Consider the following 26,555-nt stretch of genomic DNA (forward strand, 5'->3'; position numbering starts at 1 on the left):
GGAAAGATTGACCCGGCAAGTTTAACGGAATGGGGCTAAGCCGCAAAGCGCCTGCCATAAGGAAAAGCGCGGCGTCTCGAGGAAGTTTGGCAGTTGTTGCGCATCGTGCAACGAATTTGTGAGATGTGTTGTAATTGCGATGTAAACAGATTGATAAATTTTGCCCCATATTCTAAACCTACATCCATAACAGGTCAGACCTCTTACTACTTATGGAGTGGTTCATTATGTTGGTTGCCTCAATCTTTGCGACGCTAATCCTGCTTAGCGTGTTGTTCTACCACCAAATTTCGCTTCAGCTGAGCAGCGTAATTCTGCTGCTGTGGACCGGCGCACTGGCGGCCGCTGACTTATGGACGCCATGGATGCTGCTGCCGCTGGCGATTATTCTGCTGCCATTTAACCTGCCGGTCATGCGTCGCAGCCTGTTCTCGAAACCGGCGCTGCACAGCTTCCAGAAAGTGATGCCGCCGATGTCGCGCACCGAAAAAGAGGCGATCGACGCCGGCACCACATGGTGGGAAGGCGACCTGTTCCGCGGCAAACCGGACTGGCAGAAGCTGCACAACTATCCGCAGCCGCGCCTGACCGAAGAGGAGCAGGCCTTTATCGATGGTCCGGTCGAAGAAGCGTGCCGCATGGCGAACGACTTCGAAATCACCCATGAAATGGCCGATCTGCCGCCGGAGTTGTGGGCGTATCTGAAACAGCATCGCTTCTTCGCCATGATCATTAAGAAAGAGTATGGCGGCCTGGAATTCTCCGCCTATGCGCAGGCGCGCGTGCTGCAGAAACTGGCGGGCGTCTCCGGCATTCTGGCGATCACCGTTGGCGTACCGAACTCACTCGGCCCCGGCGAACTGCTGCAACATTACGGTACCGATGAGCAGAAAGATCATTACCTGCCGCGCCTGGCACGCGGTGATGAGATCCCGTGCTTTGCACTGACCAGCCCGGAAGCGGGTTCGGATGCCGGCGCGATTCCCGATACCGGCGTGGTGTGCATGGGCGAGTGGCAAGGTCAGCAAGTGCTGGGCATGCGTCTTACCTGGAACAAGCGCTATATCACGCTGGCACCGATTGCCACCGTGTTAGGCCTGGCGTTCAAACTCTCCGATCCGGATCATCTGCTGGGCGAGACTACAGAGCTTGGCATCACTTGCGCACTGATCCCAACGCACACGCCTGGCGTAGAGATCGGCCAACGTCACTTCCCGCTCAACGTGCCGTTCCAGAACGGTCCGACGCGCGGTAAAGACATTTTCGTACCCATCGACTACATCATCGGCGGCCCATCCATGGCCGGCCAGGGCTGGCGCATGCTGGTGGAGTGTCTTTCAGTCGGTCGCGGCATCACGCTGCCTTCGAACTCAACCGGCAGCCTGAAAAGCATTGCACTGGCGACCGGTGCCTATGCGCACATCCGCCGTCAGTTCAAAGTCTCTATCGGCAAGATGGAAGGGATCGAAGAGCCGCTGGCACGCATTGCTGGTAACGCCTACGTGATGGATGCTGCCGCAACGCTAATCACTAGCGGCATTATGCTCGGTGAAAAACCTGCGGTGCTATCGGCGATTGTGAAGTATCACTGCACCCATCGCGGTCAGCGCGCGATTATCGACGCGATGGATATCGCTGGCGGTAAAGGCATTATGCTGGGCGAAAACAACTTCCTGGCGCGGGCTTATCAGGGCGCACCGATCGCCATCACCGTGGAAGGTGCTAACATCCTGACGCGCAGCATGATCATCTTCGGCCAGGGCGCGATCCGCTGCCATCCGTGGGTGCTGGAAGAGATGAACGCCGCAGCGAAAAACGATTTGGTGACCTTTGACCGCGCGCTATTCAGCCATATTGGCCACGTAGGCAGTAATAAAGTACGCAGCCTGTGGCTGGGCTTAACCGGCGGCCGCACTAGCGCCACACCAACCCGCGACGCCACGCGCCGCTACTATCAACACCTTAACCGTTTGAGCGCCAACCTCGCGCTGCTGTCAGATGTATCGATGGCGGTGCTGGGCGGCAGCCTGAAACGTCGTGAACGTATCTCGGCGCGTCTCGGCGATGTGCTGAGCCAGATGTATCTGGCCTCCGCCACCCTGAAGCGCTATGACGATGAAGGCCGCAACGAAGCCGATTTGCCGCTGGTACATTGGGGCGTGCAGGATGCGCTGCATCAGGCCGAAGTGGCGATGGATGATTTGCTGCGTAACTTCCCGAACCGCATGGTGGCCGGTGCGCTGCGACTGGTGATTTTCGCCGGTGGTCATCACTGCCCGGCACCGTCAGATAAACTGGACCACAAGCTGGCGAAACTGCTGCAGCTGCCTTCTGCGACCCGTACCCGTTTGGGCCGCGGCCAATATCTGGCACCAAGCGCACATAATCCTGCAGGTCAGCTGGAGCAGGCGCTGCAGGATGTGATGGCCGCCGAAGTGATTCACGATCGTTTATGCAAGCAGCAGAAAAAGCATCTGTCATTTACCCGACTGGATGCGCTGGCACAAGAGGGCCTGAAAGCGGGCTGGATTGATGAGAGCGAAGCGCAGGTCTTGATCCGTGCGGAAGCCAGCCGTCTGAAAGCGATTAACGTCGATGATTTCGCGCCGGAAGCGCTGGCAGTGCCAAAGCCGCAGACGAAAGCCAACCCGCGGGCCAGTGAAGCCGCTTAAAACAAAAAAGCCTCCGCATGGAGTAATGCCAGTCAGTTAAGCCTGACTGGCATTTTTTCTTTTGGCTGTCGGGCACTTCCAGGGCCTCTCTTTCTTCACTCTCGGGAATGACCTCTCCCGTCGCCCCGCAGTTTGACTATCTGGTTTTTTGCTGCGCAGCGTCAGCCGGTTATTCTGCAGCCCCTGCTTGATTTCCCGATACCGGAGCTCATTACTTCGGCGACGGCTCGCACGGCGGCTTCACTGCAGCTGAGTTTGGTGGCGGCGTTCTTAAAATCCTGATCGGTCAGCATCTGCGACATAACGAATATCCTGTTTGTGTCGCACGTCTTGCGCGAAAGGAGGAGTTGTTCGTTGAGATTCTCTATCTCTCGTTGTTGTTTTAACAACGCCAATAGCAAAGCGTGATCGTAAAAGCTTTATTGATTACCAACTCTAATTATTTCTGGTCCTGACAATCTGAGGGATGTAACGTAAACATCAGTTACTACATGGATTAAAGGTTAGGGATTAACGATGCCAATTATCGGTAAGATGATTTTGAACGGCTCAGATTTCGTGCCGTTGAATCTGTATGGCGTGGGCGTCTTCATGGCGTTTTCCGGGAAAGGTGCCTACAGAAATATTCCTGCATGTATGGCCGTCCCAAACGTTGGGCCTATCCCACCGGGTAAATACTGGATTGTTGAGCGTGGGAGGGGTGGCCTGCTGTCATGGGCTAAGGCAAAGTCACAGGATTTATATAACCGCGTTTTTAACGGTGCTGAATTTGATCGCGACGAATGGTTTGCTTTATATCGTGACGATCTGAGCATTGATGATGAAACGTGGATTAATGACGTCAAACGCGGATTATTTCGCCTTCATCCCGGCCGCGTATCTGAAGGATGTATAACTCTCCACCTTAATTCAGACTATGCGCTAATTCGTAATGCCCTTCTGAGAACAGCGCCGATCCCGGTTCCTTGCATGAAAAATTTAATGGCGCGCGGATACATTGAGGTGGTTGCCGGTGGTTATTCAAACACTTGCCCGTAAAGCGGCCAAAGTCGCTTTTTTTCTCGCGCTAATGCTCGTTGTCGCCCGTACTCTGGGCCCGCCAGAGTTATGGTTTAACGAACAATTAGCCTTGAAAATCGGCCAAATGATTTACGGGAAGGAAGAGATTGGAGCGGATCGTTTTTACGACATCTATTTCTACATGTCCGTATGCACAGTGATTCCCATCACGGTTGTTATTTACATTTTAACAATGAAGTTAATCAAAAAAATAAGGAGCAAATAAATGCCAATTCCTCCGTATATGTGGCTTAAAGACGATGGTGGCGCGGATATTAGAGGTTCTGTCGATGTTCACGAACGTGAAGGCAGCATTGAAATTATCGGCCTGAGCCACGGAATTAACCTGCCGGTAGACACCGCTAACGGCAAAATAACCGGCACGCGCCAGCATTCATCAATGATGATAGAGAAAGAGGTGGATAGCTCAACGCCTTATCTCTATAAAGCAGCGGCCACCGGCCAGACGCTGAAAAGCGCCGAAATTCGTTTCTACAACATCAGCGATGCGGGCCAAGAGGTGTGCTATTACACCGTGCTGATGGAAAACGTGAAAGTCACCGGCGTTAACTGCGGCGTGGCCAACACAAAACTTTCGGGCAATGACAAGCTGAACCACACGGAAAGCGTCAGTCTGCAGTATGAAAAAATCACCTGGCGTATCGTGGATGGTAATATCCAGTACACGGACGCATGGAACGAACGTCCTTCTGCGTAATCCGTTAGTAATTAACTTTCACTCAGCAAATAAAGCTTTTCCAAAGAACTTCGAAGAATTTTATGCCTTGCCACAGTCTGAACGTGACAAAATGATCGCAAGCGCTGATGTTTTTAGCATCGACTTAAACGTTCACACCGATAAGATTGTGCGTGGCCGCCTGGATGACATCAACGCAGGAAAAATTACTGTCATTGAATCGTCCCTTCAGCTGTTACCGAATGAGCCGGGTGTTGAACACATCGTTATGAAGCTAAAAAATCCAGCTTAAACGTGAAATAAAAAAAGCCCCGGAAACGGGGCTAATGCCAGTCAGTTAAGCCTGACTGGCATTTTTTCTTTTGGCTGTCGGGAACTTCCAGGGCCTCTCTTTCTCCACTCTCGGGAATGGCCTCTCCCGTCGCCCCGCAGTTTGACTATCTGGTTTTTTGCTGCGCAGCGTCAGCCGGTTATTCTGCAGCCCCTGCTTGATTTCCCGACACCAGCATTAACCCGCCTGACGAATCCGCGCAATCAGCGCATCCACATCAGCAACATGATCGGCAGCCAGAATCAGCGTGCGTCCCAAAGTGATACAGCTGCGAATACACTCGGTGCGCATGGTTTCATCTTCAATCTGTTTGAAATCCGCAACGTGAGACATTCCCACCGTGCGGCGGATCAACTCGGTACCGCAATAACCCAAGGTATCGCGCCACACTTTGCGCAGGAAAGATTCGGCGTAACCGGGATAGGCCAGCGCCACATCGCGGGTTTTCTCTTTCGCCAATTCCAGGAAGCGGCTGGCAAACTGATTACAAATATCCTGCACGTCACTCAGACGACGTTCTCGCCCTTCTGCCGCCTCACGCGGTGCCAGCAAGCCCGGCAGGCAGCAGTAGTTGATCAGCAAGTTGCCAATCGCGCTGCCGACATCAAAACCTATCGGACCAAAGTAACCAAACTCCGCATCAATCACTTTCAGGCTGCCATCGGCGACAAAGATGGAACCGCTGTGTACATCGCCATGCAGCAAGGCTTCCGCATCGGCGAAGAAACGGTGTTTGAGACCGGCCACGGCGATTTTTAGCGCATCGTCGCTGCGCAGGCTGACCACCAGCGATTCCAGTGCCGCAGGATATTTGTTGCGCTCATGGTCAATAAACGGATCGTTGAAGAATAAATCTTCGGTGATTTCGCACATTTCCGGATTAATGAAACGCACCACTTCGGCTTTTTTCTTATGCGGATGCAGGAAGAAATCGGAGGTATGGAACAGCGTCTGCGCTAGATATTCGCCAACCTGACGACCGGCCTGCGGATAATACGCACCCTTCACCAATTCGCTCCGCCAGATACGATGACTGGAGAGATCCTCCATCACCATCACCGCCAATTCGGCATCGTAATGAGTGACGTTGACGGTGTGCTGCGGGCAATGTTTGTAGTGCTCAATCAACGTCTGCGCTTCGAGACGCGCACGATCCAGCGTGAGTGGCCAGGATTCACCGACACAACGTACATAGGGCAGCGCCTGTTTTACCACCACGCGGCTGCGGCCTTGATTATCGAAAATTTTAAACACCAGGTTGAGATTGCCATCCCCGATCTCCTCGGCGCTCACCAGCGCTGACGGATCGTCCACGCCGCCAAATTGTTGAGCATATTCCACAGCATCGGCAGCATTGAACGTACGGTATTGCGACATTGCCTGTTCCTCGATTATCGATAGTAATAAGCCGTTCAGACGTCTATACATCCGCTACGCATGTTGGCACAATAGCCAGCATTAACGCAACAGGGATTTCACACCATGCAAACACTTCGTACCACCAGCCTTGAGGTTCGCGATAATCAACTGTGGATCCTTGACCAGCAGGCGCTGCCACAACAACAGAACTGGCTGCCCGCGCACAGCGTTACAGAGTTGGTCGAGCACATTCATGCCTTGCGCGTGCGCGGTGCGCCGCTGATTGGCCTCTCAGCCAGTTTGCTGCTGGCGTTGCTGGGTGAGCAAGGCGCAGCGCGCGCAGAATTAGTGACGGCGCTTGAGGTGCTGCGCGCGGCGCGCCCAACGGCGGTGAACCTGATGAATAACCTTGATCGCATGAAAACTGCGTTGGCCGAAAGTGATTTCGTCACGGCGCTGAGCCGCGAAGCACTGCGTCTGGTGGCCGAAGATAAGCAACTGTGTGACAACATCGCCCGCGCCGGCAGCACGCTGGTAAAACCGGGCAGCCAGCTGCTGACGCACTGCAATACCGGTGGGCTGGCGACGGCCGGCGTCGGCACGGCGCTCGGCGTTATCGCTTATGCCCACCAGCAAGGTTTGGTGAAAAATGTCTGGGTGGATGAGACGCGACCGCTGCTGCAAGGTGGCCGTTTAACCGCGTGGGAGCTGGGTGAGCTAAACATTCCTTATCAGCTGATTACCGACTCGATGGCCGCCAGTCTAATGGCGCGCGGCGTGGTCGATGCTATTTGGGTCGGCGCGGATCGTATCGCAGCGAATGGTGATGTCGCGAACAAGATTGGCACCTATAGCCTGGCCGTGCTGGCGCACTATCACGGTATTCCGTTCTACGTCGCCGCACCGCACACCACGCTAGATAGTCAATGTCCAAACGGCGACGCCATCCCTATCGAGCAGCGCGCCGCCAGCGAAGTGACCGGCGTTGCAGGCAGTTTTGGTAGCGTGCAGTGGGCACCGGAAAGTGCGGCAGTCTATAATCCGGCCTTTGATGTGACGCCAGCGGCGTTGATTAGCGGTTGGGTGCTGGATACCGGTGTGGTGACGCCTGCGCAGGTAGAGGAAGGGATATTTTTGCCGTAAATAGGCGCAATATTCCCCTCACCCCGGCCCTCTGCCGCAAGCGGGCGAGGGGGAAAACCATACTTGCCTGTTTGCACGATCGGTTCCCTCTCCCACTTGTGGGAGAGGGTTAGGATGAGGGCAAAAAATCACGCCAAACGCGGATACGCATCAGCAATCTTATCGCCGGTAAAATTCGCGACCCAGCCTTCCTGATTATCGAAAATGCGGATCGCGGTAAAGTGCGGCTCAGAACCCATATCAAACCAGTGCGCCGTGCCAGCGGGCACCGAGATCAGATCATTCTTCTCACACAAAATCTGATACACCTCGCCCTCCAGATGCAGACAGAACAGCCCTGAACCTTCAACAAAGAAGCGTACTTCATCTTCGCTATGCGTATGTTCGTTAAGGAACTTGGTGCGCAGCACCTCTTTCTGCGGATTATCCGCACGCATGCTCAGCACATCCCAGCTCTGATAGCCCTTCTCGGCCACCAGACGATCAATCGCATGTTGATAGGCGTTGATCACCGTCTCTGCATCAGGGTTCGCACCCAAATCGCGATCGGCTTCCCAGCGTTCAAAGCGCACGTTTTTCGCGTTAAGACGCTCGCGAATCGCCTCGGCATCAGTGCTGTGCCACACCGGTTGCTGGGCTTCGGTATCGGTAAAAATGGTCAATGCACTCATGTTAAATCGACTCCGGTTTAATCTGGGAAAAATCGTTGACCTGGTGATGACGACTGGCGTTATCCGCCGCGCCACGAATTAACTGCACGGTATGCCAGCCCGCATCCGCTGCCGCATCCAGCTCCTGATGAATATCCGACAGGAACAGCAATGACGCAGGCGCAAGGCCGATTTTTTCGGCGATATTGCGATACGATTGCGCTTCACGTTTCGCGCCGACGCCGGTATCAAAATAGCCGCTGAACAGCGAGGTTAAATCACCTTCATCGCTGTAGCCAAATAACAGTTTTTGCGCGGCCACCGATCCCGAGGAATAAACATACAGACCAATCCCCTGCTGCTGCCAGCGCGCAAAAGCCGGCAGCACGTCGGGATAGAGGTGGCCGGTGAACTGGCCTTCAACGTAGCCGGCGCGCCAAATCATGCCCTGTAGGGCTTTGAGGCCCGGTGACTTGCGATCCTCATCGATATAATTCGTGAGTGTGGTAATCAGCTCCTCCAGCGTGGCCTGAGGCGCAGCGGACTCTGCACGCACCGCGTTGAGTGCGGCGGCGACGTTTTCATCGGTATGATTTTCCCGCACGTACGCCGCTAAATGCTGACGCGCATAAGGAAACAATACCTGATGCACAAACTGGATATCGCTGGTGGTGCCTTCAATATCGGTAACAATGGCGCGGATCATTTGGCCTCCAGCAGGCGACGTTGCAGTTCACATTCAAACAGAAATTCCAGACCTTCCAGATGGCGACGCGCTTCGTTCACGTCCTTGCCCCAGCAGGTCAAACCGTGGCCGCGCAGCAGAAAACCATATTGCAACGGCGTAACGGCGGCAAAAGCTTCAATGCGCTGCGCCAGCGCCGTCATGTCCTGATCGTTATCGAACAAGGGAATGGCGATGGTGTTCAGATGCGTCTGCTGCCCGGCCAGCGTTTTCTGCATCTCATAACCACTGAGCAGCAGCGCATCGCCCTTCTCCACCCGCGACAGCACCGTCGAGTTGACCGTGTGCGTATGCAGCACCGCACCCGCCTGCGGAAACAGGCGATAAATCAAGGTATGCAGGCCGGTTTCCGCCGAAGGCGTGCGGCCCGATGGCACGGCGTTGGTAGCGATCTCAACCTGGATAAAATCATCGCGCGTCAGGCTGCCTTTATCTTTGCCGGACGCACTCAGCAGACAATACTCCGCATCCTGCCGCACCGACATATTACCGCCGGTCGCAGGTGCCCAGCCTTTGCCACCAATCCAGTGGCAGGCGGCCACTAAATGTTCCAGTGGAAGAAAATCCGTCATAGCGATATACCGACTCCGCAGGTTAGTTTAGACGTCTAAGCGTCTCGATTGCCAAATGTTAACATCCTGTTTATAGTGGCAGCAACACAGGGTTTCTCCGCAACGACATTCGCGCTTAAGGCCACAAAACAATGACGCAGCACAACCTGATCCCCGAGAGCAAATTACCGGCGCTCGGCACCACCATCTTTACGCAAATGAGTGCGTTAGCGCAGCAGCACAACGCCATCAACCTGTCGCAAGGCTTCCCCGATTTTGACGGTCCGCGCTATTTGCAGGAGCGCCTGGCGCATCACGTGAGTCAGGGCGCCAACCAATATGCACCGATGATCGGCGTACTGCCACTGCGCGAGGCGATTGTTGAGAAAACCGCCGCGCTTTACGGCCACACGCCTGACGTCAACAGCGATATCACCGTGACGACGGGCGCGACCGAAGCGTTGTACGCAGCGATCACCGCGCTGGTGCGTCAAGGTGATGAAGTGATCTGCTTTGATCCAAGCTACGACAGCTACGCGCCTGCCGTACAGCTGGCGGGCGGCGTGTTAAAACGCATCGCCCTGCAGCCGCCGGGTTTCCGCGTTGACTGGCGCGAATTCCGCGGCCTGCTGAGCAGCAAAACCCGCTTAGTGATCCTGAACACGCCGCATAATCCGTCCGCCACCGTGTGGCGCAAAAGCGATTATGCCGAGCTGTGGCAGGCGATTGCGGAGCAGGAAATCTATGTGCTGAGCGACGAAGTGTATGAGCACATCTGTTTCACTGAAGAGGGCCACGCCAGCGTGTTAGCGCATGCTGAACTACGTCAGCGATCCATCGCGGTGTCATCTTTTGGTAAAACCTTCCACATGACCGGCTGGAAAGTGGGTTACTGCATTGCCCCGGCGGCGATCAGCGCTGAAATCCGCAAGGTGCATCAATATCTGACCTTCTCGGTGAATACGCCGGCACAACTGGCGATTGCCGACATGCTGCGTCAGGCGCCTGAGCACTATCGCGAACTGCCGGAGTTCTACCGCGCGCGCCGCGATCGCTTTATCCAGGCGCTATCCGCCAGCCGTTTCAAGCTGCTGCCGTGTGAAGGCACTTACTTCCTGCTGGTCGATTACAGCGCCATTTCCGATCTGGATGACGTGAGCTTCTGTCAGCTGCTGACCAAAGAAGTCGGCGTGGCGGCGATTCCGCTGTCGGTGTTCTGCGCCGAACCTTTCCCGCACAAGCTGATTCGCCTGTGCTTTGCCAAACAGGAAGCGACGCTCGACGCCGCTGCGGAGCGCTTATGTCAGCTTTGAAAATTACCGTTCTGCAGGAAACCCTGAGCTGGATGGATGGCGCGGCTAACCTGCGTCATTTCGATGGCGTGCTGAAAGGCATTGCAGGCCGCGACATCATTCTGCTGCCGGAAATGTTCACTACCGGTTTTGCTATGGAAGCTGCCGAAAGTTCGCTGCCGCAGGATGACGTCGTGGCGTGGCTGCACGCGCACGCGCAAACCAGCAATGCGTTAGTCGGCGGCAGCGCGGCAATCCAAACAGAAAAAGGCGCGGTGAACCGCTTCTTGCTGGTCGAGCCAGACGGCACGCTGCATCAGTACGACAAACGTCACTTGTTCCGCATGGCCAATGAACATCAGCACTATGTGGCGGGTGAAACGCGTGAAGTATTTGAGTGGCGCGGCTGGCGGATTCTGCCGCAAATTTGCTACGACCTGCGCTTCCCGGTTTTTTCGCGTAACCACAACGATTACGATTTGGCGCTGTATGTCGCCAACTGGCCGGCACCGCGTGCGCTGCACTGGCAATCGCTGCTGTTAGCCCGTGCAATTGAAAACCAGGCTTATGTCGCCGGTTGTAACCGCGTCGGCAGCGATGGCAATCAGCATCAATACAGTGGCGACAGTCGAATCATTTCACCGCTGGGTGAGATTCTGGCGAGTGGAGAGCCCTTTGCGCGCGCACGTCTTGATGCGGAGCTTTCGCTGGAGGAGTTACAAGCCTACCGCGAGCGGTTCCCGGCTTGGCGCGATGCGGATGGGTATACGCTGAAGTAACCTCTTTGCCGCGTGGACGCTGCGCGGCACATTTTCCCCTCTCTTAAAAACCCGCTAAAATTTTGTTTCCTGCTTGGAAACATGGCATTGTTGCGCTACCATGTTTCCATGTTGGAACATGTCGAGGGAATGATGCACGTTATCTCAAGGAAAGTGTTTACAGAAGCGACACGGAGTTTTCCAAATGATGCAGCAGCATTGGATGCAACTTATCGAACTTTAAATGGCAACGATTTTGCCGATCCAGATGCGCTCAGAGCCTTTTTTCCAAGTCTTGACCGAATGAAATACCGGGCGAAATGGTGGGTGATTAACGTGGGTGGAAATAATCTCAGAGTGATGTTTTTTGCTGATTTTATAGCCCAACGAATCTTCATTAAACACGTTGTAACGCATGCCGAGTATGACAAATGGGTAAAGCATTATCGGGAGAACAAAGAATGATCGCCGAAGCCATCCAGGCCAGCAACAATCTGATTAAAGCCGTCCCGCTGCTGGGCGGAAGTAACGCGAAAGCTGATTATGAGCAGGCGTTAGAACTGGTGGAGTATCTGATTGAACATCAACCTGATCATCCGCTGATTGAAATGCTCACCGATAAAGTGGCGAAATATGAAGATAGTGCGCCGGAGTTTGCCGCGTTCAACGCGCGTGTCACTGCATTACCTGGCGGTGTCGCGTTAATGCGGGTGTTGATGGATCAACATAATCTCAACCAGTCATCCTTCGTGAATGAAATTGGTCAGCGTTCTTATGTAAACCGAATTTTGAAAGGAGAACGTTCGTTGACAGACAAACACAAAGCCGCGCTGGCTAAACGTTTTAACCTGCCTTTCGAAGCGTTTCGCGAAGATTAAAAGAGGAAGCCGCAGCAGAGAAATCCGCTGCGGCTTTTTAAGCTTACAGCTCGAAGCGATCCAGATTCATCACTTTTGTCCATGCGGCAACGAAGTCGGTCACGAACTTCTGCTTCGCATCGCTGCTGGCGTAAACCTCGGCCAGCGCGCGCAAGATAGCGTTCGATCCAAACACTAAGTCGGCACGTGTCGCAGTGAACTTCACTTCGCCGCTCAGACGATCGCGACCTTCAAACAGCTCTTCGCTCTCATCGGTGGCTTTCCACGCGGTGCGCATGTCGAGCAGATTAACAAAGAAATCATTGCTCAGTACGCCAACGCGATCGGTAAATACGCCGTGCTGGCCGCCGTCGAAGTTGGTGCCCAATACGCGCAGGCCACCGAGCAATACCGTCAATTCTGGCGCGCTCAGCGTCAGCTGTTGGGCTTTATCCAGCAGCAGCGTTTCGGTTGAAGAACCTTTGGCGCTGCGGCGATAGTTACGGAAACCATCGGCCAGCGGCTGCAGGAAGTTGAACGACTCAACGTCGGTTTGATCCTGACGCGCATCCACACGGCCCGGCGTAAACGGCACTTGCGTTGCCACGCCAGCGGCTGAAGCGGCCAGTTCGATACCCACGCTACCTGCCAGTACAATGACATCGGCCAACGATGCTTTGCCTGATTCCTGCTGAATCTTTTGCAGGATTGGCAGCACATCATTGATTACGCTGGCATTCACCGCCCAATCTTTCTGGGGCGCTAACGCCAGACGCGCACCGTTGGCACCGCCACGTTTGTCACCGCCACGGAAGGTGGAGGCTGAAGCCCAGGCCACTGAAACCAGCTGGCTGACGCTCAGACCTGAAGCCGCAATGCGCGCTTTAATCTCGCTGATATCAGCCGGCGTTGGCTGATGAATCGCCTGCGGTAACGGATCCTGCCACAGCAGATCTTCCTTCGGCACTTCCGGACCGATGTAACGCGCTTTTGGTCCCATATCGCGGTGCGTCAGTTTGAACCAGGCGCGGGCAAAGGCTTCGTTAAATGCCTGCGGATCGTTGAGGAAGCGGCGCGAAATCTTGCCGAACTCTTCATCGAAACGCAGCGTCAGATCGGTCACCAGCATAGTTGGTTTACGTTTTTTCTCTGGATCAAACGGATCCGGGATAATCGCTTCGGCATCAACCGCTTCGAACTGGATGGCGCCCGCTGGGCTGCGTGTCTGTACCCATTCGTATTTGAACAGGTTCTCGAAGAAGTAGTTGCTCCACTGCGTGGGAGTTTGCGTCCACACCACTTCCAGACCTGAAGTGATGGCATCTTTACCCACGCCGCTGCCATAGCTGCTGGTCCAGCCAAGGCCCTGCGCTTCAATCGGTGACTCTTCAGGATCAACGCCAACATGGCTGGCTTCTGCCGCGCCGTGGGTTTTACCCAAAGTATGACCGCCAGCAATCAGCGCCACGATCTCTTCATCGTTCATGCCCATGTTGCCGAAGGTGGCACGAATCGCCGGCGCCGCTGATTTTGGATCGCCGCTGGCTTCCGGGCCTTCCGGGTTGACGTAGATCAGGCCCATTTCGGTAGCGCCCAGCGGTGCATTGGCCAGCGCTTCTGGATGGCGATGCGCCAGCCATTCGGTTTCGTGGCCCCAATCCACATCCATATCCGGTTCCCACACGTCTTCACGACCGGCACCAAAGCCGAAGGTGCGGAAGCCGGCGTTTTCCAGCGAGACGTTACCCGCCAGGATGTAGAGATCGGCCCAGGAAATTTTTTGACCATATTTCTGTTTTACCGGCCACAACAGGCGACGCGCTTTATCGAGGCTGACGTTATCCGGCCATGAGTTCAGCGGCGCAAAACGTTGCTGACCGCGACCTGAACCGCCACGACCATCAATGGTGCGATAAGTACCCGCGCTGTGCCACGCCATGCGAATGAACAGCCCAATATAGCTGCCCCAGTCGGCTGGCCACCAGGATTGCGAATCGGTGAGAAGTGCGCGGATATCGGCTTTTAACGCGGAGTAATCCAGTTTGCTGAATTCGTCGCGGTAGTTGAAGGTGTCACTAAGCGGGTTGGAACGGTTGGAGTGCTGGTTTAACAGATCGACGCGTAACATATTAGGCCACCAGTCGCGGTTGGATGTCCCGCCACCGGCGCCGCGCGCCAGAACACTCTTCTCTTCAGACGCCCCGTGATGAAAGGGGCACTTGCCTGCGGCTGCTGCATTATCGTTATTGTCGTGCGTGCTCATGTTTATCGGCTCCATTGGCTTCATATTGCTTTCTACTATGCGACTAAGATTAGCCGCACTTTCGTCAGGAATATATTTGGATGAACCGAAGGTTTTGATAGTTACTGGCTTTCAAGCGCAGCGCGTGAAGTGGCGCACATTATCAGCTGCCGCGATAAGTCGACCACGACCACGGCGAGATGAGAAACGGCAGATGATAATGGCTGCCTGTGGCGCCAATCACGAAATCAATCTGCGCACTCACGTAGAGCGCATCGCGCCCTTCGGCAGCAAAGTAGTCGCCAATTTCCGCCGTCAAACGGTAATGACCTGGCGCCAGCGGTTCGGGCGTCAGATCTTTAATGCGTCCGTCGCTGTCGGTGTTGCCTTCCACCAGCGGCAGCCAGCCTTCCGGGCTATTTTGCTCGAGCGAAACCGCCACGCCAATCGCCGGTTTGCCCAGCGCGGTATCGAGAATATGCGTCGTAATGGTGCTCATGTGATGCTCTCCTTTAGCCGCAACAGGGTAATTTCACGCAGCTGCGCCAGCGCTTCACGCTGTTCACTCGCTGCATCATTGTTAAGCCGACGCTGCAATTCCGCCAGCATCTCTTCGCCGCTGCGCCCTTTGGCACGAATCAGAAACACCCGGCCAAAGCGCTGCTCATAGGTTTGATTGCCCGCCAGCATCGCCAATTGCAGCGCGCCGTCCGCCTGCTGCATCGCCGACTGCTCACTGCGCGACAGCGTGGCCTCTTTGTCCGCGCCCGCCACGTTGTCGCCAATGCGTGGATGGGCACTCAGCGCCAGCTCAAGATCAGCGGCTTGCCACCGCTGCGCCAAACGATCGGCTTCGGCCTGCAAAGCCGCAACGTCGGCAAAAGGTCGCGCCGCCACCAGCGCCTGCTGCCAGGCGGGAATCGCCACGCAGTGCGCAATCGCCGCCTGCGCAGCTTGAGGTGAAAGCTGATTAAAGTTGACCAAATCCATCTTTATTCCTTAGCGCGCGCAATATCGCAAACCGCTTGCAGATACGCCTGCACGCCCAGCGCCACATCAGCGGTGTGTACCGATTCCGCCGGATGATGGCTGATGCCGCGATGGTTGCGCACAAACAGCATGCCCACCGGCCAGCGCTCGGCGATAGCAATTGCATCGTGTCCGGCGCCGCTCGGCAGCGACAGGCTGCGCCCTTGCACGGTTTCTACCGCGTGGCTCAGCGCCTGCTGCAACCGCGCATCACAGGCGGTAGCGGCAATGTGGTAATACTCGTTGGCGCTGAAGGTTAAGCCGCGACGCAGCGCAATCGCCTGCGCCTGCGTCAGCAGCGTGGAGAGTAAACGCTCCAGCGGCTCATCCTGCGGACCGCGCACGTCAAGCGACAGCTGCACTTCACCCGGAATCACGTTGACCGCGCCCGGCAAGCAGCTCAGCGTGCCGACGGTCGCCACCAGCTGCGGATCGTGCTCTTGCGTGGTGTGCTCAATAAACACCATCCATTCAGCGGCAGCGGCCAGCGCATCTTTGCGATGCGTCATCGGCACAGTGCCCGCGTGACCCGCTTCACCGATAAAGCTGCAGTTCAGACGACGCGCGCCGTTGATCGCCGTGACCACGCCAAGCGCCAAATCTTCCTGCTCAAGACACGGACCTTGCTCGATATGCAGTTCCAGATAGGCGGCGATGTCATTGACCTGACGCGCCGCGTCGTGAATCTTCGCCGCATCGAAACCGACATCCTGCATCGCTTCCGCCACGGTGATGCCGTTGCCATCCGGGTGCGTCACCCAGCTTTCCGGCCAGCTGCCGGTTATGCCACGGCTGCCGAGCAGCGTAATGCCGAAGCGCGTGCCCTCTTCGTCGCCGAAGCCGACAATCTCAATCGCCAGCGGCAAACGCTGCTGCCGATCGTGCAGCCACTGCACGGTTTCAATGGCGCTTAACACGCCGAGCATGCCGTCGTAGCGACCGGCATTGCGCACCGTATCCAGGTGCGAACCGAGCAGCAGCGCCTGCGCGCCCGCCTGCGCCGCTTCGTAGCGACCGCAAATGTTGCCCACCGCGTCCTGCCACGTCGTCATGCCCGCAGCCTGCATCCATTCGCCAACGCGCGCGTTGGCACGCAGCTGCTCCGGCGACAGATAAACGCGCGTCAGGCCATCTTCGCTTTCGCTGATCTCAGCCAGCGCATCACAGCGCGCCATGACGCGAGCGGCGGCGATCTGCGCCTCGCTGGCGGTCATCAGGCTTTTATTCATGCGCGGCTCCCGTAAAGATCCCACGCCTCCTGCATCCCCGCGCCTTGCGTGGTGCGGAAGCCAACATGATTCAGCACCGCTTCCAGCGCGCTCAGGGTTTGCATCACGCAATCTTTACGCGCGTTGTAGCCCATGGTGCCGATGCGCCACACTTTGCCATGTAGTGGACCAAACGAAGTGCCGATTTCGATACCGAAATCTTCCAGCACCAGCTTGCGCACCTGATCGCCATTCACGCCCTGCGGGATCACCACGCCGAGCACGTTATTCATTTTGTTTTTTAAATCGCCAAAGGTTTCGAGGCCCATGCCCTGAATGCCTTTCAGCAGCGCATCGCCGTGCAGCTTGTGGCGCGCGATGCCGTTATCTAATCCCTCTTCCAATATCAGACGCGCACATTCACGCGCGCCAAACAGCGCGGTGGTGGCTTCGGTGTGGTGATTGAGGCGCTCCGGGCCCCAGTAATCCATGATCATGCCGAGATCGAAATAGTTGGAGTAGATCATCTCGTCGTCGCCATCCTGATGATCGGCGGTGCGGATGCCCTCTTCCACGCACTTGCGCTTGCGGATCACCGCTTCCATCTGCGGGCTCAGCGTGATTGGCGACGTACCGGATGGACCGCCGAGGCACTTCTGCATCCCGGCGGAGACCGCATCCAGGCCCCACGCATCGGTTTCCAGCGCGTTACCGCCGAGCGACGCGGTGGCATCGGTGTAGAACAGCACGCCATACTTCTGGCAAATCGCGCCCAACGCTTCCAGCGGCTGCAGCATGGTGGTGGACGTATCGCCCTGCACCGTCAGCAGCAGGCGCGGCTGCACTTTTTTGATCGCGTCTTCGATCTGATCCGGCGTAAACACTTCGCCCCACGGCACTTCAATGGTGTGCACTTCCGCGCGGCAGCGGCGGGCAATTTCACACAGCAGATGACCGAAACGGCCAAACACCGGCACCAGCACTTTGTCGCCCGGACGGATCGCCGACAGCAGAATCGCTTCGATACCGGCGCGTGACGTGCCGTCGATCAGCATCGTCCAGCGGTTTTCAGTGCGGAATACGCCACGGTACAGCGCCATCACTTCGTTCATGTAGTGCGTCATCGCCGGATCGTACTGGCCGATCAGCTGGCTCGACATGGCGCGCAGCACGCGCGGATCGGCATTGATCGGGCCCGGTCCCATCAACAGACGCTGTGGCGGATTGATTTGCGAAAATTGGCTGATATCCATGTTGTATTCCTTAAAGAAAGCTTAGAGGCGCACGGTAGAGATAAACTGCTTCAGCTCCGCGGTTTGCGGATTGGCGAACAGCGTTTTGCTGTCGCCCTGCTCCCAGACGCGCCCCTGATGCATAAAGACCACGCGATCGCCCACGTCGCGGGCGAAGTTCATTTCATGGGTGACAAGAATCAACGTCATGCCTTCGGCGGCCAGCTGCTCCAGCACTTTCAGCACTTCGCCCACCAGCTCGGGATCGAGCGCGGAGGTGATCTCATCACAGAGTAAAACTTTGGGCTGCATCGCCAGCGCACGGGCAATCGCCACGCGCTGCTGCTGACCGCCCGACAAATTGGCCGGATAGTAATTGATGCGCTCACCGAGGCCGACTTTCTCCAGCATCTGCGTTGCCAGCGCACGGCATTCGGCTTCACTTTTCTTCAGCACACGGCGCGGCGCCAGCATCACGTTTTCCAGCGCCGTCATGTGCGGGAACAGATTGAAGTTCTGGAACACCATGCCGACCGAACGGCTAATTTCACGCGCCTGCGATTCGCGGTCGGTAATTGTCATACCGCCGAGTTTGATGCTGCCTTCCTGATAACCTTCCAGCCCGTTCATGCAGCGCAGCAGGGTACTTTTACCCGATCCGCTGCGGCCGATAATCGAGATCACTTCGCCGTGATCGACATCGAGATCGACACCTTTCAAGACGTGGTTATCGCCGTAGTACTTCTGTACCTGATTAATGGTGATGAGCGGCATTGAATTTTTTCTCCAGGTACTGGCTGTAACGCGACAGCGGATAACACATCAGGAAGTAACCGAGCGCCACCAGGCCAAACACCTTGAACGGCTCATACGTCACGTTATTCAAAATGGTGCCGGCTTTGGTCAGCTCGACGAAACCGATAATCGAGGCCAGCGCGGTGCCTTTAATCACCTGCACGGCAAACCCAACCGTAGGCGCGATGGCAATGCGAATCGCCTGCGGCGCGACCACGCGAAACAGCGTTTGACCAAAGGTCAGGCCGAGACAGCGCGACGCTTCCCACTGCCCTTTTGGCAGGGCGCGAATGCTGCCGTACCAGATATCCACCAGAAATGCGCTGGTGTAGAGCGTTAAGGCCAGCGAGGCGGCGGTCCAGGGCGCGACATCGATGCCGAACAAGCCGACGCCGAAGAAGGCGAGGAACAGCTGCATCAGCAGCGGCGTGCCCTGAAACAGCTCGGTGTAGGCGCGCATCAGGCGCATCGGCCATTTACGTTTCAGCAGGCGCATAAACAGCAGCGGCAAGGTCACCAGCGTGCCGCCAAAAAACGCCACCAGCGAAAGTAAAATTGTCCAGCGCGCTGCCAGCAGCAGGTTGCGCAGGATGTCCCAGTCGGTAAATTGCGTCATCATGCCGGCTGCGCTCCCAACCATTTACGTCCCAGCGCCAGCAGCAGTTGGCGCATGGCAATCGACAACGCCAGATAGATCAGCGTGGTCACGAAATAGACTTCAAAACTCAAAAAGGTGCGCGACTGAATCAGGTTGGCGGCGAAGGTCAACTCTTCGTACGACACCTGCGACACCACCGACGAGCCGAGCATCACAATGATGCATTGGCTGACCAGCGCCGGATAAATACGCTGCAGCGACGGCGGCAACACCACGCGAATAAAGGTTTGCGTGCGGGTCAATCCCAGCACGCGCCCCGCTTCCCACTGGCCGCGCGGCGTCACCTGAATCCCGGCGCGAATAATTTCGGTGCTGTACGCGCCAAGGTTAATCAACATCGCCAGCAGCGCGGCTTCACCCGCCGTGAGTTTCAGACCCAGATTGGGCAAACCAAAGACGATGAAAAACAGCTGCACCACAAACGGCGTATTACGAATCAGCTCGACGTACAGGCCCCAGATGCGGCTCGCCCAGCTCGGTTTGCCGCTGCGCAGCGCCGCGCCGAGAATACCGAGGCTGACACCGCCCACGGTGGCGAGCACGGTGATCTGAATCGTGACCCACAGTCCGGCCAGCAACTCTGGCCAGTGCGGCCAGAGATCGGCGAAGTTAAGTTGCGCCATACTTTATGCGCCGAGGTTCGCTGGCAGCGGCGCTTTCAGCCACTCTTCCGACAGCTTGTTCAGCGTGCCGTCTTTGATGCCCTGCTCAATCAGCGCATTCACTTTCTCTTTCAGCGCCGGCTCATCTTTTTTCAGACCGATGTAGCACGGTGAATCTTTCAGCATAAACTGGGCAACCGGCGCTTTTTCGGCGTTCTGGCGCGCAATCGCCGCTACCACCAGGTTGCCCGTCGCAACGTACTGCACTTGTCCGGAAAGGTAGGCCGACAGCGTGGTGTTGTTATCTTCATAACGCTTCACCTGCGCCTCTTTCGGGGCGATATCGCTTAACACCATATCTTCCACTGCACCGCGCGTGACGCCGATCGATTTGCCGCTCAGCGCTGCCGCATCTTTCAGCGTTTCGCCTTTCGGACCAAATACGCCGAGGAAGAACGGCGCGTAAGCGCGGGTGAAATCGATCACTTTTTCACGCTCGGCGTTTTTACCCATGCTGGAGATCACCAGATCGACTTTATCGGTCTGCAGATACGGCACGCGGTTGGCACTGGAAACGGGCACCAGCTGCAACTTCAGTTTCATCTGTTTGGCGAGATACTTCGCCATGTCGATATCGTAGCCCTGCGGCTGCAGGTCAGTACCCACGGAACCGAACGGCGGGAAGTCTTGCGGAACCGCCACGCGGATCACGCCGCGCTTTTGGATATCCTGCAGCTGATCGGCCATCGCACTCCCGACCTGCGCCATCAGCAATGCCGCGCCCGCTACCGCTAATAATACTTTTTTCATTATGCACCCCGGTGAGTTTACGTGAAACAAAAGATTCTTGATGAATCATTCTGCAACTAATGTGCCAACCGCAGTGCCGGGAGAAGAAAGGAGAAAAAACGGGGTTTTACCGCGTTGAAGGCAACAAAAACGGGCATCGCGCCCGTTGGAATTAACGATCAAAAACAGTGCAATGCACCACAATGGCGCCCGTTAACGGTGTTCCAGCTCGTCAAGATGCTGATAAAGATCGGCAATTTGATGGATACGCTGACGGCCCTGCGACAACATTTCGTGCAGTAACGCATTTGCCAACAGGTTAATCAGGCTCATGGCGGAGGCGTAGCTATCAAAAGCGGAAACGCTGTCGAGCGGCGCACAAAGCTGCCAGCGCGCCAGCGTAATAATCCCCTGCGCCTGCGGCTCACACAGCGCCAGCACCGGAATGTTGCTCCGCTGCAGCTGCTGCATCAGCGGGCGAATGATGCGTGGACGGCGGCGAAACGCCATCACCACCACGATATCGTCGGGCGTGATATCCACCAGCTCTTCGCCCAACGTCTGGCCCGGCTGCGGCAGCACATGCACCTGCGGACGCGCCTGCATCAGCTGCTGACGCAGGTGCAGCGCCACCGGATAGGCGTTACGCATGCCGATGATAAATACCCGTTTTGCCGCGCCCAGCGCGCTAATCACCTCGCCAAACTGCTGCGGATCGATGCTGTTGACCCACTGCGTCAGGTTGGCCATCTCCTGCTTATAGTGACGTGACAACAAGGTGTTGCCCTGCACCGCATCGCGGTTGTCGGTGAGCGGCATGCCGCTCTGGCGCAGGATGCGCAGCTCGTCGCGCATGTCCTTATATTTCTCGTAACCGAGACGCTTGAATAAACGGCTGACCGTGGCCTTCGACACACCGCTCAGCCGCGCCAGCTCGGCGCTGTTGTAGCTGATCAGGTCATCAAAGTGGTCAAACACGAAGTCGGCAATGCGCTGCTCCTGCGGCGACAGTTGCGGATAGTGACTACGAAGGCGTTCATCAAGTTGTTTCATCATCGGTCCTGTAACTTTCGTTTCATCACAAGCTAGCATAAATCGATCCAGATTGATGTCCGTTCAAAACTGGAACAGCTCTTGCTTCCCATTAACCACGTACCCAGAAAAAGAGTTCTTTATGATACAGAGCAACATGGCGCCGTTAGGCATGGCCGTTACGCCGCACCATCTCGCCAGCGAAAGCGCCTTAGCCGTACTGCGCGAAGGCGGCAATGCGCTGGAAGCGATGGTGGCGGCCGCAGCCACCATCGCCGTGGTTTACCCGCACATGAACGGTTTGGGCGGCGACGGCTTCTGGCTGGTGGTGCCGCCAAACGGCGATCCCATCGCCATTGACGCCAGCGGCGCAGCCGGTTCGCTGGCACATCTTGATTTCTACCATGGTGAAACGCAGATTCCGCATCGCGGACCGAAAGCCGCCTTAACCGTGGCGGGTACCGTCAGCGGCTGGCAGGAAGCGTTGACGCTGGCGCAGGAACTTGGCGCGACGCCGCTGCCGTTAACCCGTCTGCTGCGCGATGCAATTCGCTATGCCGCCGACGGCATTCCGGTCACCGCCTCGCAAGCCGCCGCCACCGCCGCCAAACAGCACGAGTTGCAGCATCAACCTGGTTTTGCCGCCACCTTTTTACCGGACGGCAGCGTACCGCTTGCCGGCAGTCGCTTCACCCAGCCGGCGCTGGCGAATACGCTGAGCATGCTGTGCGATCACGGGCTGGAAAGTTTCTATCGCGGTGAACTGGCGCACCATCTGGCGCGCGAAATGACTGCGCTGGGAATGCCAATCACGCTCGAAGATTTGCAAACGCACCAAGCCCGCCGCTGCACGCCGCTGCATCTGGCACACAGTGAAGGCGATATCTGGAACATGACGCCGCCGACGCAGGGTTTGGTGTCGCTGGCGATCCTCGGCATTACCGATCGGCTGAATATGGCTGACGCAGATGAAGCGCAAACCGTGCACCGCATCGTTGAAGCCACTAAAAAAGCCTTTGCGCTGCGCGACAAGCACATCACCGATCCGCGCCACATCGACATTGATGTGCAGCGTCTGCTTGATGAGGAACACCTCAGCACGCTGGCGGCGCAGGTGGACGATCAACAAGCCGCTGCGTGGGGCACCGGGCGCGGGCCGGGCGATACCGTGTGGATGGGCGTGATGGACAGCAGCGGATTAGCGGTTTCGTTTATCCAGAGCGTCTATCACGAATTCGGCAGCGGCGTGGTGCTGCCCGGCACCGGCATCACCTGGCAAAACCGGGGTGCCGCCTTCAGCCTGCAACCCGATCATCTGCTGGCGCTGCAGCCGGGCAAACAGCCGTTCCACACCCTCAATCCCGCTGCCGCGCGTCTCAAAGATGGCCGCACCATGGTGTACGGTTCGATGGGCGGCGACGGCCAACCGCAAACCCAGGCGGCGATTTTCACCCGTCACGTGATTCAGGGACATCCGCTACAGCAGGCGGTGAGCGCGCCGCGCTGGCTGCTGGGTCGTACGTGGGGACAATCATCCGATTCGCTCAAGCTCGAAGCGCGCATCGCGCCGGAAACGGTGCAGCAGCTGCGTGCGCTCGGCCATGAGGTTGAACTGCTACCCGATTTCAGTGAAGTGGTCGGCCATGCGGGCGCGATCGTCAGACACAACAACGGCATGCTGGAAGGCGCGTTCGATCCGCGCAGCAACGGCAGCGCCGCCGGTTTCTAACGGAGATTATTGATGAGTTCACAACCGGACTGGGCCACCTATATCGCCCAAATGGAGCAGATTCTGGCGCTGGAGCTGGATGATGCGCGCCGCGCCGAGCTGCTGACGCAGTTCAACCGCATCGCCGCCATGGCCGAGCCGCTGATGGCGCTGCCGCTCGACGATCGCCTGGAAGTGGCGGGAGTGTTTCATCCATGAAACTTTCGTCATTATCGATTAATGCCCTGCAGCAGGCGCTGAGTCAGGGCGAGATCAGCGCCCGCGATATCGCGCAAAACACGCTGGCGGCGATTGAACAGCATAAGGCGATCAACGCCTGGACCGAAGTCACCGGTCAGCGCATGCTGCGCGAAGCCGATCAGATCGATCTGCAGCGCCAGCGCGGTGAAGCTTTGCCGCCGTTAGCGGGCATTCCTTACGCGGTGAAAAACCTGTTTGATGTCGCCGGACACAGCACCTTAGCCGGTGCCAGCCTGTTCAGCGAACGCGCGGCGGCGCGCGAGGATGCGTGGGCGGTGAGCAAACTGCGTCAGTCTGGCGCGCTGCTCTCCGGCATGCTGAATATGGATGCCTATGCTTATGGTTTTACCACGGAAAACACCCATTACGGCGCGACGCGCAATCCGCGTGATTTAACCCGCGTGGCGGGCGGATCGTCCGGCGGTTCAGCGGCGGCGGTCGCGGCAGGTTTGGTGCACTTCACGCTCGGTACCGACACTAACGGCTCGATCCGCGTGCCCGCTTCACTGTGCGGCATCTTTGGCCTGAAGCCGACCTTTGGCCGCCTGTCGCGCAGCGGCAGCCATCCCTTTGTCGCCAGCCTCGATCACATCGGCCCGTTTGCCCGTTCGGTTGAAGATTTGAGCCTGGTGTACGACACCTTGCAAGGTGCCGATGCCAGCGATGCCTTCCAGGCCGCGCAACCCGTCTCGCCAGCTAGCGCAGGGCTCAGCAAGGGCGCAGAAGGCGTGCGCAGCGCGGTACTCGGCGGGTTCTTCTCAACCTGGTGCAGCGATGAAGCGCGTGCCGCCGTGGCGGTGGCAGCTAAAGCGCTGCAGGCAATCGACGAAGTGACCTTGCCGAATGCGGAGATCGCACGCTCGGCGGCCTTTATCATGACCGCCGCAGAAGGCGGCAATCACTACCTGCCGATGCTGCGCACGCAACCGGAGCAGTTCGAGCCCAACTCGCGTGAGCGCCTGCTGGCCGGCGCGATGCTGCCTTCGGCATGGTACGTGCAGGCCCAGCGTTTCCGCCGCCACTTCCAGCAGCAGGTGCTGCCGCTGTTTGAGCAGTTTGACGTGCTGATTGCGCCCGCCACGCCCTGCACCGCCACCACCATCGGCCAGGAAACCATTCATATCAACGGCCAGCATTTGCCGACGCGCGCCAGCATGGGCATGCTAACCCAGCCGATTTCGTTCCTCGGCTTACCGGTATGTACCGTGCCGCTGCAAACCGCCAGCGGCTTGCCGATAGGCTTGCAGCTGATCGCTGCGCCGTTTAAAGAACATCTGGCACTGCGCGCCGCCTGGGCGCTGCAACAGCAAGGGCTGACGCTGCCACAAACCACCTTAATGGACGCCTGAAAATGACACCTGAACATATCGATCGCCCGGCAATTCTCGCCGAAGTCACCGCCGCCTTTTACCGCTATGAGCAAGCGCTGATCAGCAATGATGTGGAGGTGTTGGATGAGCTGTTCTGGCACGACAAACGCACCGTGCGTTTGGGCGCGGGTGAGAATTTGTATGGCATTGATGAGATCCGCGCTTTTCGCGCGGCGCGGCCGTCAAAGGGGTTGGAACGCGAGTTACGTAATACGGTGATCACCACTTTTGGCGATGACTATGCGGTGTGCAGTACGGAGTTTACGCGTGAAGGCGTAGAGAAGATCGGACGCCAGCAGCAGACGTGGGTGCGATTACCGTGCGGCTGGCGGATTGTCGCGGCGCAGGTGAGTTTGATGAGTTGAGTTGTTTTTCCCCTCACCCTAACCCTCTCCCGCACGCGAGAGAGGGAATCATTGGGCTAGCGCATGCGGGAGTGGGAATGATTGGGCTACCGCACGCGGGCGAGGGAATAATTAGGTGGAGTGATTTGTTGAACCGGGGCGGGATCGGCGCCTTCTCCCGCTGGCGGGAGAAGGTTGGGATGAGGGGCTAAGCGCTCGGTGCCGGATGCGTCGCGATCCAGTGATCGGCGATTTGCTGCCGCGTACACACCCACACATCCTCATGCTGCTGAATATGATCGAGGAAGCGCTGCAAGCCACGGAATTTCCCCGGACGTCCCAGTAAACGACAGTGCATGCCAATCGACATCATCTTCGGTGCCGTTTCGCCCTCTTCGTACAGCACATCAAAGGTGTCGCGCAAATAGGTAAAGAACTGCTCCGCCGTGTTGAAGCCCTGCGGCGAGGCGAAGCGCATATCGTTGCACTCCAGCGTGTAAGGGATGACCAGATGCGGTTTAACCGTGCCGTCCTGACAGGTGACCTGCGTCCAGAACGGTAAATCGTCGCCGTAATAGTCGCTGTCATAGCTAAAGCCGCCCTGCTCGACCACCAGGCGTCGGGTGTTTGGGCTGTCGCGGCCGGTGTACCAGCCGGTTGGCGCTTTGCCAAACAGGTCGGTTAACACGTCCACCGCCTGCTGCATGTGCTGGCGCTCGGTCTTGGCATCCATCGCCTGGTAGTGAATCCAGCGCCAGCCGTGGCTCACCACGTCGTAATCCGCCGCTTTGATCGCCTCAACGATGTCCGGATGACGCGCCAGCGCCATCGCCACGCCAAACACCGTCAGCGGCAAACCGCGCTTTTGAAACTCATTGTGGATGCGCCAGAAACCGGCGCGTGAGCCGTATTCATACAGCGAATCCATCGACATATGGCGATCGGCGTAGCTGGCCGCGCCAATGATATCGGAAAGAAACTGCTCGGAACCGGCGTCGCCATGCAACACGTTGTTCTCGGCGCCCTCTTCGTAATTAAGGACAAACTGCACCGCGACGCGCGCTTTGCCCGGCCACTGCGCATGCGGCGGGTTGCCAGCATAGCCGATCAGATCGCGGGGATAGTTTTTGTTGAAGCTGTACTCTTTCTTGCCAGATACATCATTCATTCT

The 26,555-nt window shown here is 57.1% G+C and carries 30 protein-coding genes and 2 pseudogenes; 14 read left to right on the top strand and 18 right to left on the bottom strand.

The window, feature by feature from the left end:
- Window positions 1-227 precede the first annotated feature (227 nt).
- On the top strand, window positions 228-2,672 hold the full coding sequence (gene fadE / locus KVT28_RS07745; RefSeq protein WP_217547467.1) for an acyl-CoA dehydrogenase FadE: 2,445 nt from the start codon (window positions 228-230) through the stop codon (window positions 2,670-2,672).
- A gap of 36 nt (window positions 2,673-2,708) precedes the next feature.
- Here fadE and KVT28_RS27745 read toward each other — a convergent pair.
- Together KVT28_RS27745 and KVT28_RS07750 are read right to left on the bottom strand one after the other, a co-directional pair.
- Window positions 2,709-2,882, bottom strand: a pseudogene (locus tag KVT28_RS27745) (hypothetical protein); the annotation flags it as partial.
- Entirely contained in the window at window positions 2,834-2,974 is a 141-nt protein-coding gene (locus KVT28_RS07750) for a hypothetical protein (protein WP_217547469.1), read from the bottom strand. The gene KVT28_RS07750 and the pseudogene KVT28_RS27745, both read right to left, overlap by 49 nt.
- A gap of 214 nt (window positions 2,975-3,188) precedes the next feature.
- Between KVT28_RS07750 and KVT28_RS07755 the strand changes: the two genes are divergently transcribed.
- The 4 genes from KVT28_RS07755 to KVT28_RS07770 all read left to right on the top strand — a co-directional run bounded on the left by KVT28_RS07755 (window position 3,189) and on the right by KVT28_RS07770 (window position 4,720).
- Complete coding sequence (locus KVT28_RS07755) at window positions 3,189-3,710, top strand: DUF2778 domain-containing protein (protein ID WP_217547471.1); 522 nt, start codon at window positions 3,189-3,191, stop codon at window positions 3,708-3,710.
- The gene (locus tag KVT28_RS07760; protein WP_368734921.1) at window positions 3,685-3,957 is read left to right on the top strand and encodes a hypothetical protein; all 273 of its coding nucleotides are present in this window, start codon (window positions 3,685-3,687) and stop codon (window positions 3,955-3,957) included. Before KVT28_RS07755 ends, KVT28_RS07760 begins: the two co-directional genes overlap by 26 nt.
- The gene (locus tag KVT28_RS07765) at window positions 3,958-4,449 is read left to right on the top strand and encodes a type VI secretion system tube protein TssD (protein WP_101762526.1); all 492 of its coding nucleotides are present in this window, start codon (window positions 3,958-3,960) and stop codon (window positions 4,447-4,449) included.
- 67 nt (window positions 4,450-4,516) lie between these two features.
- Entirely contained in the window at window positions 4,517-4,720 is a 204-nt protein-coding gene (locus KVT28_RS07770; RefSeq protein ID WP_101762527.1) for a hypothetical protein, read from the top strand.
- 45 nt (window positions 4,721-4,765) lie between these two features.
- Here KVT28_RS07770 and KVT28_RS27750 read toward each other — a convergent pair.
- Window positions 4,766-4,927, bottom strand: a pseudogene (locus KVT28_RS27750) (hypothetical protein); the annotation flags it as partial.
- Window positions 4,928-4,936: 9 nt separating this feature from the next.
- Window positions 4,937-6,136: an S-methyl-5-thioribose kinase gene (mtnK, locus tag KVT28_RS07775; RefSeq protein WP_217547473.1), complete on the bottom strand. Its 1,200-nt coding sequence runs from the start codon at window positions 6,134-6,136 to the stop codon at window positions 4,937-4,939.
- A gap of 105 nt (window positions 6,137-6,241) precedes the next feature.
- Between mtnK and mtnA the strand changes: the two genes are divergently transcribed.
- Window positions 6,242-7,261 carry an S-methyl-5-thioribose-1-phosphate isomerase gene (mtnA, locus tag KVT28_RS07780; protein WP_192415408.1) on the top strand — a complete coding sequence of 340 codons (1,020 nt, stop codon included), beginning with the start codon at window positions 6,242-6,244 and terminating at the stop codon, window positions 7,259-7,261.
- Window positions 7,262-7,389: 128 nt separating this feature from the next.
- Here mtnA and KVT28_RS07785 read toward each other — a convergent pair whose 3' ends face one another.
- From KVT28_RS07785 to KVT28_RS07795, 3 genes are read right to left on the bottom strand one after another with little or no spacing between them, the layout of a single operon-like run.
- Entirely contained in the window at window positions 7,390-7,932 is a 543-nt protein-coding gene (locus KVT28_RS07785; RefSeq protein WP_217547476.1) for an acireductone dioxygenase, read from the bottom strand.
- Window position 7,933: 1 nt separating this feature from the next.
- Window positions 7,934-8,617: an acireductone synthase gene (mtnC, locus tag KVT28_RS07790; RefSeq protein ID WP_192415410.1), complete on the bottom strand. Its 684-nt coding sequence runs from the start codon at window positions 8,615-8,617 to the stop codon at window positions 7,934-7,936.
- Entirely contained in the window at window positions 8,614-9,228 is a 615-nt protein-coding gene (locus KVT28_RS07795; protein ID WP_217547479.1) for a methylthioribulose 1-phosphate dehydratase, read from the bottom strand. Before KVT28_RS07795 ends, mtnC begins: the two co-directional genes overlap by 4 nt.
- Window positions 9,229-9,359: 131 nt before the next feature.
- On the opposite strand from KVT28_RS07795, the gene KVT28_RS07800 reads away from it, so the two are divergent.
- From KVT28_RS07800 to KVT28_RS07815, 4 genes are all read left to right on the top strand, one after another.
- On the top strand, window positions 9,360-10,520 hold the full coding sequence (locus KVT28_RS07800) for a pyridoxal phosphate-dependent aminotransferase (protein WP_101762533.1): 1,161 nt from the start codon (window positions 9,360-9,362) through the stop codon (window positions 10,518-10,520).
- Complete coding sequence (locus tag KVT28_RS07805; protein ID WP_210081282.1) at window positions 10,508-11,278, top strand: amidohydrolase; 771 nt, start codon at window positions 10,508-10,510, stop codon at window positions 11,276-11,278. Before KVT28_RS07800 ends, KVT28_RS07805 begins: the two co-directional genes overlap by 13 nt.
- Before the next feature lie 132 nt (window positions 11,279-11,410).
- Window positions 11,411-11,722 carry a type II toxin-antitoxin system HigB family toxin gene (locus tag KVT28_RS07810; protein WP_101762563.1) on the top strand — a complete coding sequence of 104 codons (312 nt, stop codon included), beginning with the start codon at window positions 11,411-11,413 and terminating at the stop codon, window positions 11,720-11,722.
- Window positions 11,719-12,135: a type II toxin-antitoxin system HigA family antitoxin gene (locus KVT28_RS07815; RefSeq protein ID WP_101762535.1), complete on the top strand. Its 417-nt coding sequence runs from the start codon at window positions 11,719-11,721 to the stop codon at window positions 12,133-12,135. The genes KVT28_RS07810 and KVT28_RS07815 overlap by 4 nt, the downstream gene beginning before the upstream one ends.
- A gap of 43 nt (window positions 12,136-12,178) precedes the next feature.
- Here the strand turns inward: KVT28_RS07815 and katG are convergent, their stop codons facing one another.
- From katG to hpxU, 10 genes are all read right to left on the bottom strand, one after another.
- Entirely contained in the window at window positions 12,179-14,377 is a 2,199-nt protein-coding gene (gene katG, locus KVT28_RS07820) for a catalase/peroxidase HPI (RefSeq protein ID WP_110867814.1), read from the bottom strand.
- A gap of 142 nt (window positions 14,378-14,519) precedes the next feature.
- Complete coding sequence (gene uraH, locus KVT28_RS07825) at window positions 14,520-14,855, bottom strand: hydroxyisourate hydrolase (RefSeq protein ID WP_101762537.1); 336 nt, start codon at window positions 14,853-14,855, stop codon at window positions 14,520-14,522.
- Window positions 14,852-15,346, bottom strand: coding sequence for a 2-oxo-4-hydroxy-4-carboxy-5-ureidoimidazoline decarboxylase (uraD, locus tag KVT28_RS07830; RefSeq protein ID WP_217547481.1), 495 nt, complete (start codon window positions 15,344-15,346; stop codon window positions 14,852-14,854). Before uraD ends, uraH begins: the two co-directional genes overlap by 4 nt.
- A 2-nt stretch (window positions 15,347-15,348) precedes the next feature.
- On the bottom strand, window positions 15,349-16,614 hold the full coding sequence (gene hpxK, locus KVT28_RS07835; protein ID WP_217547483.1) for an allantoate amidohydrolase: 1,266 nt from the start codon (window positions 16,612-16,614) through the stop codon (window positions 15,349-15,351).
- Entirely contained in the window at window positions 16,611-17,846 is a 1,236-nt protein-coding gene (locus tag KVT28_RS07840) for an alanine--glyoxylate aminotransferase family protein (protein ID WP_217547486.1), read from the bottom strand. The genes hpxK and KVT28_RS07840 overlap by 4 nt, the downstream gene beginning before the upstream one ends.
- Before the next feature lie 21 nt (window positions 17,847-17,867).
- Window positions 17,868-18,599 carry an amino acid ABC transporter ATP-binding protein gene (locus KVT28_RS07845; protein ID WP_101762541.1) on the bottom strand — a complete coding sequence of 244 codons (732 nt, stop codon included), beginning with the start codon at window positions 18,597-18,599 and terminating at the stop codon, window positions 17,868-17,870.
- Entirely contained in the window at window positions 18,580-19,236 is a 657-nt protein-coding gene (locus tag KVT28_RS07850; protein ID WP_217547576.1) for an amino acid ABC transporter permease, read from the bottom strand. The genes KVT28_RS07845 and KVT28_RS07850 overlap by 20 nt, the downstream gene beginning before the upstream one ends.
- Window positions 19,236-19,901: an amino acid ABC transporter permease gene (locus KVT28_RS07855; RefSeq protein WP_061717544.1), complete on the bottom strand. Its 666-nt coding sequence runs from the start codon at window positions 19,899-19,901 to the stop codon at window positions 19,236-19,238. The genes KVT28_RS07850 and KVT28_RS07855 overlap by 1 nt, the downstream gene beginning before the upstream one ends.
- A 3-nt stretch (window positions 19,902-19,904) precedes the next feature.
- Window positions 19,905-20,690, bottom strand: coding sequence for a transporter substrate-binding domain-containing protein (locus KVT28_RS07860; RefSeq protein WP_097094836.1), 786 nt, complete (start codon window positions 20,688-20,690; stop codon window positions 19,905-19,907).
- 192 nt (window positions 20,691-20,882) lie between these two features.
- The gene (hpxU, locus tag KVT28_RS07865; RefSeq protein ID WP_217547579.1) at window positions 20,883-21,722 is read right to left on the bottom strand and encodes a MurR/RpiR family transcriptional regulator HpxU; all 840 of its coding nucleotides are present in this window, start codon (window positions 21,720-21,722) and stop codon (window positions 20,883-20,885) included.
- 121 nt (window positions 21,723-21,843) lie between these two features.
- On the opposite strand from hpxU, the gene KVT28_RS07870 reads away from it, so the two are divergent.
- The 4 genes from KVT28_RS07870 to hpxZ are packed head-to-tail and all read left to right on the top strand — an operon-like array spanning window position 21,844 to window position 25,405.
- Window positions 21,844-23,430, top strand: a complete 1,587-nt coding sequence (locus KVT28_RS07870; protein WP_217547489.1) for a gamma-glutamyltransferase family protein — start codon at window positions 21,844-21,846, stop codon at window positions 23,428-23,430.
- Between the two features lie 12 nt (window positions 23,431-23,442).
- Complete coding sequence (gene hpxX / locus KVT28_RS07875; RefSeq protein WP_061723592.1) at window positions 23,443-23,628, top strand: oxalurate catabolism protein HpxX; 186 nt, start codon at window positions 23,443-23,445, stop codon at window positions 23,626-23,628.
- On the top strand, window positions 23,625-25,019 hold the full coding sequence (locus KVT28_RS07880) for an AtzE family amidohydrolase (protein ID WP_217547492.1): 1,395 nt from the start codon (window positions 23,625-23,627) through the stop codon (window positions 25,017-25,019). The genes hpxX and KVT28_RS07880 overlap by 4 nt, the downstream gene beginning before the upstream one ends.
- 2 nt (window positions 25,020-25,021) lie before the next feature.
- On the top strand, window positions 25,022-25,405 hold the full coding sequence (gene hpxZ, locus KVT28_RS07885) for an oxalurate catabolism protein HpxZ (RefSeq protein WP_110867821.1): 384 nt from the start codon (window positions 25,022-25,024) through the stop codon (window positions 25,403-25,405).
- 187 nt (window positions 25,406-25,592) lie between these two features.
- Here the strand turns inward: hpxZ and puuE are convergent, their stop codons facing one another.
- Window positions 25,593-26,552 carry an allantoinase PuuE gene (puuE, locus tag KVT28_RS07890; RefSeq protein WP_110867822.1) on the bottom strand — a complete coding sequence of 320 codons (960 nt, stop codon included), beginning with the start codon at window positions 26,550-26,552 and terminating at the stop codon, window positions 25,593-25,595.
- Between the last annotated feature and the right edge of the window lie 3 nt (window positions 26,553-26,555).

The sequence above is a fragment of the Pantoea sp. GbtcB22 genome, assembly GCF_019091025.1.
Lineage (GTDB): Bacteria > Pseudomonadota > Gammaproteobacteria > Enterobacterales > Enterobacteriaceae > Pantoea > Pantoea leporis.